A 12,510-nucleotide genomic window follows, 5' to 3' on the forward strand; every position below is an offset into this window, starting at 1 on the left:
AAGCTTAGTTAATTTTGATTAATCATATGGCTGGCGAGTTGCGATAACGATTGTCTTAACCCTTCGCGAAGTAGTGGGTTATCAATTTCGATATCGAGCGTTTTATTCATGCAATGCATCCATTGATCACGTAAGTCTTGATCAATAGGGAAAGGCATGTGACGCTTTCTGAGCATTGGGTGACCATATTTTTCAACGAATAGGTCAGGGCCGCCCAGCCAGCCCGATAAAAACTCAAAGAATACTTGGCGAATTCTATCTAAAGGTTGAGGATGCATATCATATAATGGTTTGGCGTATTCATCTGTGGCCATTATGTCGTAAAATCGGTTTGCAATTGCTCGAGCGCCAGCTTCACCGCCAATAATTTCGTAAGGTGTTTTCTCTGGGGTAGGCGTTTCAGGCGTTGGTTTCGATTTAGAAAAAAGTCGTTTAATCATAATATTAATAAAGCTCAACAGGGCGAAGAGGTTGCTTCACTATGGATAAATACGCGGTTTTTGGAAATCCAATCAAACATTCGAAATCACCCGCAATACACGCACAATTTGCTGCATCATTAAACGAGCAAATACAATACAGCGCCATTTTAGCACCAACAGATGCATTTGAAAAAACTGTCGCTGAGTTTTTCGCTGCCGGTGGTAAAGGGGCTAATGTTACATTGCCATTTAAAGAGCAGGCGTTTGCCATGGTCGATGAACTCACAGAGCAAGCGAAAATTGCTGGAGCAGTCAACACTATTAAACAACTCGAAGATGGTAGCCTACTGGGTGATAACACAGATGGTGTAGGGCTTGTTAAAGACCTTTTAGCCAATAATGTCACCTTAAAAGGTCAGCGAGTACTGCTTATTGGAGCAGGTGGTGCGGCGCGCGGTGTTATTCAACCATTATTGAATGAGCAAATCGAAAGCTTAACAATAGCAAACCGTACCGCTGAAAAGGCGCAGGCGCTAGCGAGTCATTTTAATGGTGAAATAGATGTGCAGGGCTTTGGTTTAAATGATATCCCAGCAAACAACTATGATGTGGTTATTAATTCTACTTCAAGCAGTGTAACGGGAGACTTGCCAGGTATAGCAGAAGAGTACGTTGCTAAGTGTCAGTGTGCTTACGATATGTTTTATGCGAATGATGATACCGCATTTATTAGTTGGGTTAAGTCTATTAACTCGGCATGTCTAACACTCGATGGTTGTGGCATGCTGGTTGGTCAAGCGGCACAAGCTTATTTTGTATGGCGCAATAAAATGCCAGAAATCATACCCGTTGTTACCGCGCTAAAAGCAGGAGAAATTGCGTGAATCAAGCTATCCAATTTATAGACAGACTCGAATTTAAGCCTGAAGAAAAGCAGTTGGTATTCTTCGCACAAGTAAGTGGTTTGATGGTGGAGTGTGTTATTGATACCAGCAAGTATGATTTTGCAGATCAAAGCAGTGCGGTTAATTACTTTGAATCTTATCGTTTCGATTACGAAGAGCTCGCCGAGCAACTGATCGAAGATGAGCAGTATAACTCGGCAGGACAAATTGAATTAACCGAAGTGTTTTAGCCCTCAGCTAAGTATTCATCTTTAAGCTGAACATAATTATCAGCAGAGATTTTTAAAAAGGCGCGCTCTTGCTCTGTTAAAGGGCGAGCCTGTTTTACAGGGCTACCTACATAAAGGTAACCAGACTCTAAACGCTTGTTAGGTGGTACCAGTGAACCACCACCAATGATCACATCATCTTCAACAACTGCGTTATCCATTACTATTGCGCTCATACCAACAAGTATACGATTACCAAGTTGGCAACCGTGTAGCATAACCTTATGACCAACAGTGACATCATCACCAATAATAAGAGGGTAACCATCGGGGTTTGACTTAGAGGCACGAGTTAAATGTAAAACACTGCCGTCTTGAATGTTCGTACGTTCACCAATACGTATATAGTTAACATCACCTCGCGCAGCAACAAGAGGCCATACACTTGAATCTTTACCAAGCGTAATATCACCGACTAAAACCGATGACTCATCAATATAAACACTATTATCGTATGTCGGAGTGATCCCTTTATAAGAACGGATAGTCATAAATTCACCTTTTAATTTTAAAATGCGCTCAGTCTAGTGTAACAGCGAAGCAAATAAATACACCCAAACAGGCCTAAATTGACTGCAAAACACCCAGTTTTAGGGTGTTTAGTTCAAAAGCTGAGCGAACAGTACATTTTTTTAAATTTTATTGAAAAAAGTGCTTGCGTAAAAAATCCATCTCCCTATAATGCGACCCCACTGACACGGCGGGCAGCAACGAAAGACGCTGAACAACGTAGCAGAGAGTTAAGTGAAACTTTGGTTTCAAATTATCGAAAGAAAGTTTGAAATTAAGTATTGACTCGAAAAATTAAGGATGTATTATACGCATCCCTAGCGACAACGTCGCAACGTTCTTTAACAATATAAAGCAATCATCTGTGTGGGCACTCGTACAGATTGAGTTCTAACAGCAGATTCTAGTTCGCTAGATGACGCAAACAAATTTAGAGTCTCAATTTCTTATGAGTGACTATATAGTCAATTTATACAGAATTCATTGAGCACGAAACTTCGGTTTCAAAAAACTTTTAATTGAAGAGTTTGATCATGGCTCAGATTGAACGCTGGCGGCAGGCCTAACACATGCAAGTCGAGCGGTAACAGAGAGTAGCTTGCTACTTTGCTGACGAGCGGCGGACGGGTGAGTAATGCTTGGGAATATGCCTTATGGTGGGGGACAACAGTTGGAAACGACTGCTAATACCGCATGATGTCTTTGGACCAAAGTGGGGGACCTTCGGGCCTCACGCCATAAGATTAGCCCAAGTGGGATTAGCTAGTTGGTGAGGTAATGGCTCACCAAGGCGACGATCCCTAGCTGGTTTGAGAGGATGATCAGCCACACTGGGACTGAGACACGGCCCAGACTCCTACGGGAGGCAGCAGTGGGGAATATTGCACAATGGGCGCAAGCCTGATGCAGCCATGCCGCGTGTGTGAAGAAGGCCTTCGGGTTGTAAAGCACTTTCAGTAAGGAGGAAAGGTTAAGTGTTAATAGCACTTAGCTGTGACGTTACTTACAGAAGAAGCACCGGCTAACTCCGTGCCAGCAGCCGCGGTAATACGGAGGGTGCGAGCGTTAATCGGAATTACTGGGCGTAAAGCGTACGCAGGCGGTTTGTTAAGCGAGATGTGAAAGCCCCGGGCTCAACCTGGGAACTGCATTTCGAACTGGCAAACTAGAGTGTGATAGAGGGTGGTAGAATTTCAGGTGTAGCGGTGAAATGCGTAGAGATCTGAAGGAATACCGATGGCGAAGGCAGCCACCTGGGTCAACACTGACGCTCATGTACGAAAGCGTGGGGAGCAAACAGGATTAGATACCCTGGTAGTCCACGCCGTAAACGATGTCTACTAGAAGCTCGACTCTTCGGAGTTGTTTTTCAAAGCTAACGCATTAAGTAGACCGCCTGGGGAGTACGGCCGCAAGGTTAAAACTCAAATGAATTGACGGGGGCCCGCACAAGCGGTGGAGCATGTGGTTTAATTCGATGCAACGCGAAGAACCTTACCTACACTTGACATACAGAGAACTTACCAGAGATGGTTTGGTGCCTTCGGGAACTCTGATACAGGTGCTGCATGGCTGTCGTCAGCTCGTGTTGTGAGATGTTGGGTTAAGTCCCGCAACGAGCGCAACCCCTATCCTTAGTTGCCAGCGATTCGGTCGGGAACTCTAAGGAGACTGCCGGTGATAAACCGGAGGAAGGTGGGGACGACGTCAAGTCATCATGGCCCTTACGTGTAGGGCTACACACGTGCTACAATGGCGCATACAGAGTGCTGCGAACCTGCGAGGGTAAGCGAATCACTTAAAGTGCGTCGTAGTCCGGATTGGAGTCTGCAACTCGACTCCATGAAGTCGGAATCGCTAGTAATCGCATATCAGAATGATGCGGTGAATACGTTCCCGGGCCTTGTACACACCGCCCGTCACACCATGGGAGTGGGTTGCTCCAGAAGTGGATAGTCTAACCTTCGGGAGGACGTTCACCACGGAGTGATTCATGACTGGGGTGAAGTCGTAACAAGGTAGCCCTAGGGGAACCTGGGGCTGGATCACCTCCTTATACGATTTAGAACTTATTTGTTCGTAGTGTCCACACAGATGATTGTTAATTGTAAAGAGAACAACACTTATTGTTTGGGTCTGTAGCTCAGTTGGTTAGAGCGCACCCCTGATAAGGGTGAGGTCGGTAGTTCAAATCTACTCAGACCCACCACTTCTTCTGAAGTGGCAAATTAAGCAATAAGTACCAGCATATGTGGGGCTATAGCTCAGCTGGGAGAGCGCCTGCCTTGCACGCAGGAGGTCAGCAGTTCGATCCTGCTTAGCTCCACCACTTTTACTCCTTAAAAATAAACATTCTTAATCAGGTAATAAACTGCTTGAGAATAGAGTGTGTTTAATTTTGAGAAGTTTATTCTCTTGCTCTTTAAAAATTTGGAAAGCTGATATTAAAATTCTTATAGATATTCGTATCTATAAAGAGTTTTCAAAAGTAAAAATATGCCAGTTAATCAGTAATGATTAATCGGTATCTACTTTAGTATTCTCATCATTATTTGATGAATTAACTTCTGGCGAAGTTAACAGCTGTCACTAACAAAGACCCGTTTGGGTTGTATGGTTAAGTGACTAAGCGTACACGGTGGATGCCTTGGCAGTTGGAGGCGATGAAGGACGTATTAACTTGCGATAAGCCTAGTCAAGCTAGTAAAAAGCGCTTGAGACTAGGATTTCCGAATGGGGAAACCCACCTGCTTGCAGGTATCTTGCACTGAATACATAGGTGTAAGAGGCGAACGCGGAGAACTGAAACATCTAAGTACCCGTAGGAACAGAAATCAACCGAGATTCCGGAAGTAGCGGCGAGCGAAACCGGACCAGCCCTTAAGCTTATTATGTGTTAGTGGAACATTCTGGAAAGTTTGACGATACAGGGTGATAGTCCCGTACACGAAAATGCATCTTAAGTGAAATCGAGTAGGTCGGAGCACGTGAAACTTTGACTGAATATAGGTGGACCATCATCTAAGGCTAAATACTCCCAACTGACCGATAGTGAACCAGTACCGTGAGGGAAAGGCGAAAAGAACCCCTGTGAGGGGAGTGAAATAGAACCTGAAACCGTGTACGTACAAGCAGTAGGAGCCCTTCGAGGGTGACTGCGTACCTTTTGTATAATGGGTCAGCGACTTATATTTTGTAGCGAGGTTAACCGATTAGGGTAGCCGTAGGGAAACCGAGTCTTAACTGGGCGTATAGTTGCAAGGTATAGACCCGAAACCCGGTGATCTAGCCATGGGCAGGTTGAAGGTTGAGTAACATCAACTGGAGGACCGAACCCACTAACGTTGAAAAGTTAGGGGATGACCTGTGGCTAGGAGTGAAAGGCTAATCAAACCGGGAGATAGCTGGTTCTCCCCGAAATCTATTTAGGTAGAGCCTCGGACGAATACTTACGGGGGTAGAGCACTGTTAAGGCTAGGGGGTCATCCCGACTTACCAACCCTTTGCAAACTCCGAATACCGTAAAGTACTATCCGGGAGACACACGGCGGGTGCTAACGTCCGTCGTGAAGAGGGAAACAACCCAGACCGCCAGCTAAGGTCCCAAAGTCATAGTTAAGTGGGAAACGATGTGGAAAGGCCCAGACAGCCAGGAGGTTGGCTTAGAAGCAGCCACCCTTTAAAGAAAGCGTAATAGCTCACTGGTCGAGTCGGTCTGCGCGGAAGATGTAACGGGGCTAAACTATGCACCGAAGCTGCGGATTCATACTATGTATGAGTGGTAGGGGAGCGTTCTGTAAGCCGTTGAAGGTGTACCGGGAGGTATGCTGGAGGTATCAGAAGTGCGAATGCTGACATGAGTAACGATAATGCGGGTGAAAAACCCGCACGCCGGAAGACCAAGGGTTCCTATCCCATGTTAATCAGGGTAGGGTAAGTCGACCCCTAAGGCGAGGCCGAAAGGCGTAGTCGATGGGAAACGGGTTAATATTCCCGTACTTGGTATAATTGCGATGGGGGGACGGAGCAGGCTAAACAAGCATGGCGTTGGTTGTCCATGTGAAAGTGAGTAGGTTGGTGACTTAGGAAAATCCGGGTTGCTAAGACTGAGACACGAGACGAGCACCTAAGGGTGTGAAGTTGTTGATGCCATACTTCCAGGAAAAGCCTCTAAGCTTCAGATTATACCGAATCGTACCCCAAACCGACACAGGTGGTCAGGTAGAGAATACTAAGGCGCTTGAGAGAACTCGGGTGAAGGAACTAGGCAAAATCGTACCGTAACTTCGGGAGAAGGTACGCTCCTATCTGTGATGAGACTTGCTCTCTAAGCGGACGGGAGCCGCAGTGACCAGGTGGCTGGGACTGTTTATTAAAAACACAGCACTGTGCAAAATCGCAAGATGACGTATACGGTGTGACACCTGCCCGGTGCCGGAAGGTTAATTGATGGGGTTAGTTTTCGGACGAAGCTCTTGATCGAAGCCCCGGTAAACGGCGGCCGTAACTATAACGGTCCTAAGGTAGCGAAATTCCTTGTCGGGTAAGTTCCGACCTGCACGAATGGTGTAACCATGGCCACGCTGTCTCCACCCGAGACTCAGTGAAATTGAAATCGCAGTGAAGATGCTGTGTACCCGCGGCTAGACGGAAAGACCCCGTGAACCTTTACTACAGCTTGGCACTGAACATTGACCCTACATGTGTAGGATAGGTGGGAGGCTTTGAAGCAGAGACGCTAGTCTTTGTGGAGCCGTCCTTGAAATACCACCCTTGTAGTGTTGATGTTCTAACGTTGGTCCCTTATCGGGATTACGGACAGTGCCTGGTGGGTAGTTTGACTGGGGCGGTCTCCTCCCAAAGAGTAACGGAGGAGCACGAAGGTTGGCTAAGTACGGTCGGACATCGTACGGTTAGTGTAATGGTAGAAGCCAGCTTAACTGCGAGACAGACACGTCGAGCAGGTACGAAAGTAGGTCATAGTGATCCGGTGGTTCTGAATGGAAGGGCCATCGCTCAACGGATAAAAGGTACTCCGGGGATAACAGGCTGATACCGCCCAAGAGTTCATATCGACGGCGGTGTTTGGCACCTCGATGTCGGCTCATCACATCCTGGGGCTGAAGTCGGTCCCAAGGGTATGGCTGTTCGCCATTTAAAGTGGTACGCGAGCTGGGTTTAGAACGTCGTGAGACAGTTCGGTCCCTATCTGCCGTGGGCGTTTGAGAATTGAGAGGGGTTGCTCCTAGTACGAGAGGACCGGAGTGAACGAACCGCTGGTGTTCGGGTTGTCATGCCAATGGCACTGCCCGGTAGCTACGTTCGGAACTGATAAGCGCTGAAAGCATCTAAGCGCGAAGCAGGCCTCGAGATGAGTTCTCACTAGACTTTTAAAGTCTCTGAAGGGCCGTTGAAGACTACAACGTTGATAGGCAGGGTGTGGAAGTGGTGCGAGCCATTAAGCTAACCTGTACTAATTACCCGTGAGGCTTAACCATACAACGCCAAACGCGTTTTATGACAGCGTAACGAACAGAAGTTAAGAAACTAAAGTAGACATTTACTTGATATCAGAATTCCGAATTTTAGTTAATTGCAAAAGCGATTAACGCCCCAAATTTGCTTGGTGACAATAGCGTTTTGGACCCACCTGACCCCATGCCGAACTCAGTAGTGAAACGAAACAGCGCCGATGATAGTGTGGCATTTGCCATGTGAAAGTAGGACATCGCCAGGCTCCAAATTAAAGAAAGCCCGATTCGAAAGAGTCGGGCTTTTTTGCGTCTGGAGCTGTCAGCTTTCAGCTGTCAGACGTCAGTTGAAATGTGGGGTTGTCCTGTACAGAGTCGTCCTCATCACTCTCCTTGCTTACCCTCCAGGTAGGTTGGGTAGAGCGGAGCGAAACCCAACGAGTTAGCGAGTTGCTAGTTAGCAAGGGTAAAGTTGAATTGTTGGGTTGTTTAGTAGAGAGTCTCCCTCAGCAACAACCCCCGTAGGAGGCACTTCAGTGCCGAATTCAGACCTTTACAAAAACATTTACGGCTAAAGCCATTCCTACAAGTACACTTTGCCTAGAACCTCCGGCAGAGGAAGACGCAGCACCAAACACCTCGACCGCGCGGCTGATCGCTGACGGCTGAAAGCTGATAGCACTGTGTTGGGTTTCGCTGCGCTCTACCCAACCTACGCCAGGCTTTAAACTTTCCCCTTTCTAACTAGCAATTCACGACCCAATTTACCCTTTGTTGCAATTTTAATCTTGGTTTAGTACCTGAGCTATGTAAAACTATTTGCGTTTTTAAACCACAATCAGGTGACATGAATGTCTCAAATAAAAGCTTGGAAACTTATTAGCCTGTTTTGTTTGGTAAGCTTGCTTATGGGCTGTGAGTCGAAAGAAGAGCAGCTTAAACAAACAATACAACAATCCATAGAAAAAGCTGAGGTTGAATTAAATCAGCTTGGTACAGCGCTTGATAATGGCTCTTTGCGTAATGCGACGATACTTAAACAATACGGACAGGTGCTTGCTGAGCAGCAGCCGCAACTTTCTGAGATCGCGCGAGTAATTAGTCTTGATGCCACTCGTGAAGGGGCTATCTATACAGGTCTTAAACAACGTTTAGCAGATGTTAAGTCTACTTATCTAATACCCCCTTATGAAGATACCCTTCATCAACTTGATCTTATTCGTGATGCTGCCAAGCCATCTTTATTTCAGGATGCGCTGACTGATCCTATAAATATGCTTGCCGATATGTCGCAGGGCTCACTAGCGCGGGTTGGTGCAATTAGTGAAGCAGCTGAAGGTGAAAGCGTTGGTAACCAATTAGTTGGCAACCCTAACTATGGGCAGTGGCAAACAAATAGCAGCGGTACCAGCTTTTGGGTTTGGTATGGAATGTATCGCATGTTGGGTGATGTATTTGACCGAGTTGAATATGGTCGCTGGAGCCGTCATAGAAAGTACAGTTATTACAATGACTATGGCCGTTATCGTTATTCGAGTCCAAAACAGATTAAAGCACAACAGACTGTTGAGACGCGAACTCGTCAGTCTTATCAACGCCAAGGTAAACAATTCACTAGTCCGTATGCCACTAAGCGCAGTGGTGCATCTGGATTAAGCCGTAGCAGCTATACGCCGCCACGCACACGTAGTAGCTATGCTTCTAGCAGTAGTTACAGTAAAAGCTCTGGGTCATTACGCAACAGCTCGAGCAGAACATCACGTGGCATTAGCCGCGGTAAGTAGTGAAAAGAATAACCACCGGAGTTACAACATATGTATGAATTTAATGGAATAACAACTTGGTCGTTGCAAGCTTTAGCAATCGACTTTGCAATCATTATCGCTTTATTTGTCAGCCTAAAATTTATCAAAGGCTGGGTGTCTAACTTACACGCTAATGATGAAATAACTGAGCGTGACAATTTTGCTTTTGGTATTAGTTTTGCTGCGGGGCTTGTGGCACTGGCAATTGTTCTTAGTGGTGTAAGCAGCGGCTCATTTGCACCAACCTTGCAACAAGAAGCATTACAAATGCTAGGTTATGGTGTGATGGCAATTGTGCTTATTAAGCTTGGTCATTTCTTCCAAGACAAGGTAGCGCTTCGTAAAGTGAGCCTGCATGACGAAATCGTAAAAGGTAACGCAACTGCGGCACTGATTGATTTTGGTCATGTAGTGAGTGTTGCTATTGTGATTCGCTCAGCTTTATTTTGGGTGGCAACCGAAGGCTGGCATGGTATTCCAATCGTGATCGCGGCCTTTGCAATTGGCAGCATTGCGATGCTACTGATCAGTCAATATCGCGTGCAGTTATTCAAACGTACTAATCGCAGTGGCGATTGCTTACAACAAGCGGTTATAGACGGCAACTTAGCTGTGGGTATTCGTTACGCTGGCTTTTTAGTGGGCAGTGCATTGGCATTAACTGCTGCATCAGGTATTGCTCCTTATGCGGCTGATAATATTGTAGCTAGTTTAGGTTACTGGGCATTAAGTGCAGCGGTAAGTTTAGTTGCCTTCATTTTACTACACTTAGTGACTATCAAAATCATCCTATCTGGTTGTGATATTTCAGACGAAGTGAACCGTCAGAAGAACGTAGGTGTAGCCGCTATTTCAGCAGCGGTTTCATTTGCGATTGGTTCGACTATGGCAACCTTGTTAGGTGCCTAATTAGTGTCTACTACAACAAGCGCCCCAAGTAGAGCCAATCTACTTGGGCATGATTTCCTATTAATATCTGTTATGGCCGTACTCGCTGGGTGCGGCCTTATTTATGAATACCTTCTATCTCATTATGCAGGTCGTGTCTTAGGCTCGGTCGAGAGTGCCATTTATGCCATGATTGGCACCATGATTGTAGCAATGGGGATCGGTGCATTTTTAGCGCGTTGGTTTAAAGATGCATTTACTGCTTTTGCTTGGCTTGAGAGCATTATTGCTTTGGTCGGCATGGGCTGTATTTTAGCGATTGCGAGTGTTATCGCTGTCAGTTATTCATTACCACATATCTTCTCTGAAATTTTTAACCTGCCTCCAGATACCGTACTTAACGGCTACGTGTTTGAAAAGCTGCAAGAGTGGTCGCGTTTCTTGCCCTATGTGTTTGGTCTATTACTTGGGCTATTAATCGGTATGGAGATCCCGCTAATTGCGCGTATTCGTCAGCAAGTCTACGGGCGCTTTTTAGAAAACAATGCGGGTACCATTTACGGGGCAGATTATATTGGTGCCGGTGTCGGTGCTGCTATTTGGGTGAGTATTATGCTCGCGATGCCAATTATGCAAGCAGCAGCTTGGACGGCATTATTTAATATTATTGCCGGTCTCGTGTTCTTATGGCGCTATCATCAACATGTTTGCTTCGCTAAGCTACTGTTAGTTTGCCATGGACTTTTGTTGGTGTTTTTTGCGTTTGTGCTTGTGCTTGGCACTAGCTGGATGAAAAACCTAAGTAATGTTTTATACAAAGATAAAGTCATCTACTCGCAAGCAACTAAGTATCAGCACTTGGTGTTAACTGAGCGTTTGAGTCGCAATCAGCCGAATGCAATTACTGATCTTTATCTAAATGGCCGTTTACAGTTCTCAAGTGTGGATGAGCAAATTTATCATTCAATGCTTGTCTATCCTGCCATGTTGGCTTCAAATCGCCACGACCGCGTGTTGATCATCGGTGGCGGTGACGGGCTTGCATTACGTGATGTTTTGAAGTGGCCAGTAGAGCATGTCACTCTGGTTGACTTAGATGGTCAGCTGTTAAACTTATTTGGTAATGATGTTGGCGACTATGATGCGCCAGAGAAAATCAGAACACGTTTAACAGCGCTAAATAAACATTCTATGAGCGACCCTCGTGCTGATATTCGCATTGCAGATGCCTTTTTAGAGGTCGAAGCAATGCTGGCAAAAGGCGAGCGCTTTGACACTATTTTAATTGACCTACCAGACCCTAATCACCCTGATCTCAATAAGATGTACAGTGACTATTTTTACAATCATGTACGTCAGTTATTGGCGCCTGACGGGGCTGTGGCCGTGCAATCAACATCCCCTTATCATGCGAAGAAAGCATTTTTGAGTATTGCTAAAACAATGAAAGCTGCGGGTTTTGGTTATGTTGAGCAATACCAACAAAATATTCCTTCGTTTGGTCAATGGGGTTGGACAATCGCGACCACTGCTGGCAAATCAGCAAGTCAGCGAATTCGTGAAATTAACGAATTACCCGTGCCATCTCGTTGGGTAAGTAAAGAATATTTATTGGCTTCTTTTGTATTTCCGAATCATTTTTTTGAACAAGTAAACACGATTGAAGTCAATAGATTAGGTTCTGGAACCTTATATGATTATTACCGCCAAGCGTGGCAAGTTGAAACCGAATTGTACAAAAATTGATATTTTATAGTTGACATAATATGTCGGCTATGCAAATCTTAACTCAGACATAATATGTCAAAACGTAAAAAGGTGAGACATGGAATTAAATGAACTATCAATCAAACTGGCTTCTTTTGAAACGGAAGGTGTGAGCTTTGAGTCTTTCTTGATTGCCAACGAAGGTGAGCAAGATGTGTTACAAGTTATCGTCGATGGGAATGATGAGTTACCTATCTTTGTTACTCAAACAGAAGAGCAATTACTGTGTATTAGCTACCTGTTTGCTGAAGACGAAGTACAAGCAGATATGCGTAATGAGTTAAACGAAACGTTACTACGTTTAAATGTACCAATTCCATTAAGCGCATTTGCAAAAATTGATGATAAGTACGCTATTTTTGGCGCCTTATCGGTTAATTCATCGTTTGATGATATTACCCATGAGTTGGTAACACTGGCAGACAATGCGATTGATGCGCTTGAAGCCGTGACCATTTATTTAAACGATTAAT

At 45.3% G+C, this 12,510-nt stretch carries 8 protein-coding genes, 2 tRNA genes and 3 rRNA genes; 11 read left to right on the forward strand and 2 right to left on the reverse strand.

The window, feature by feature from the left end; genetic code table 11:
- Positions 1-8: 8 nt before the first annotated feature.
- Complete coding sequence (locus E5N72_RS02600; protein WP_054554758.1) at positions 9-440, reverse strand: group II truncated hemoglobin; 432 nt, start codon at positions 438-440, stop codon at positions 9-11.
- Between the two features lie 41 nt (positions 441-481).
- Between E5N72_RS02600 and aroE the strand changes: the two genes are divergently transcribed.
- Together aroE and E5N72_RS02610 are read left to right on the forward strand one after the other, a co-directional pair.
- Positions 482-1,306, forward strand: coding sequence for a shikimate dehydrogenase (gene aroE, locus E5N72_RS02605; RefSeq protein WP_135923110.1), 825 nt, complete (start codon positions 482-484; stop codon positions 1,304-1,306).
- Complete coding sequence (locus E5N72_RS02610; RefSeq protein ID WP_054563787.1) at positions 1,303-1,557, forward strand: DUF1488 domain-containing protein; 255 nt, start codon at positions 1,303-1,305, stop codon at positions 1,555-1,557. The genes aroE and E5N72_RS02610 overlap by 4 nt, the downstream gene beginning before the upstream one ends.
- On the opposite strand, the gene E5N72_RS02615 is transcribed toward E5N72_RS02610, so the two are convergent.
- Positions 1,554-2,087, reverse strand: a complete 534-nt coding sequence (locus tag E5N72_RS02615) for a gamma carbonic anhydrase family protein (protein WP_135923111.1) — start codon at positions 2,085-2,087, stop codon at positions 1,554-1,556. The genes E5N72_RS02610 and E5N72_RS02615 overlap by 4 nt on opposite strands.
- Positions 2,088-2,621: 534 nt before the next feature.
- Here E5N72_RS02615 and E5N72_RS02620 point away from each other — a divergent pair.
- The 9 genes from E5N72_RS02620 to E5N72_RS02660 all read left to right on the forward strand — a co-directional run bounded on the left by E5N72_RS02620 (position 2,622) and on the right by E5N72_RS02660 (position 12,509).
- Positions 2,622-4,162 (forward strand): 16S ribosomal RNA (locus E5N72_RS02620).
- A gap of 76 nt (positions 4,163-4,238) precedes the next feature.
- Positions 4,239-4,315 (forward strand) — tRNA-Ile (locus E5N72_RS02625).
- A gap of 44 nt (positions 4,316-4,359) precedes the next feature.
- Positions 4,360-4,435, forward strand: a tRNA-Ala gene (locus tag E5N72_RS02630).
- 286 nt (positions 4,436-4,721) lie between these two features.
- Positions 4,722-7,604, forward strand: a 23S ribosomal RNA gene (locus tag E5N72_RS02635).
- A gap of 124 nt (positions 7,605-7,728) precedes the next feature.
- Positions 7,729-7,843, forward strand: a 5S ribosomal RNA gene (gene rrf, locus E5N72_RS02640).
- Together the 16S, 23S and 5S rRNA genes with 2 tRNA genes alongside form the textbook arrangement of a ribosomal RNA operon.
- Before the next feature lie 585 nt (positions 7,844-8,428).
- Positions 8,429-9,361 carry a CHAD domain-containing protein gene (locus E5N72_RS02645; RefSeq protein WP_135923112.1) on the forward strand — a complete coding sequence of 311 codons (933 nt, stop codon included), beginning with the start codon at positions 8,429-8,431 and terminating at the stop codon, positions 9,359-9,361.
- A gap of 30 nt (positions 9,362-9,391) precedes the next feature.
- Complete coding sequence (locus E5N72_RS02650) at positions 9,392-10,291, forward strand: DUF350 domain-containing protein (RefSeq protein WP_135923113.1); 900 nt, start codon at positions 9,392-9,394, stop codon at positions 10,289-10,291.
- Positions 10,292-10,294: 3 nt separating this feature from the next.
- Entirely contained in the window at positions 10,295-12,016 is a 1,722-nt protein-coding gene (locus E5N72_RS02655) for a polyamine aminopropyltransferase (protein ID WP_135923114.1), read from the forward strand.
- 79 nt (positions 12,017-12,095) lie between these two features.
- Positions 12,096-12,509, forward strand: coding sequence for a DUF2170 family protein (locus tag E5N72_RS02660; RefSeq protein WP_063700564.1), 414 nt, complete (start codon positions 12,096-12,098; stop codon positions 12,507-12,509).
- Position 12,510 lies beyond the last annotated feature (1 nt).

Source organism: Pseudoalteromonas sp. MEBiC 03607, from assembly GCF_004792295.1.
GTDB lineage: Bacteria > Pseudomonadota > Gammaproteobacteria > Enterobacterales > Alteromonadaceae > Pseudoalteromonas > Pseudoalteromonas lipolytica_C.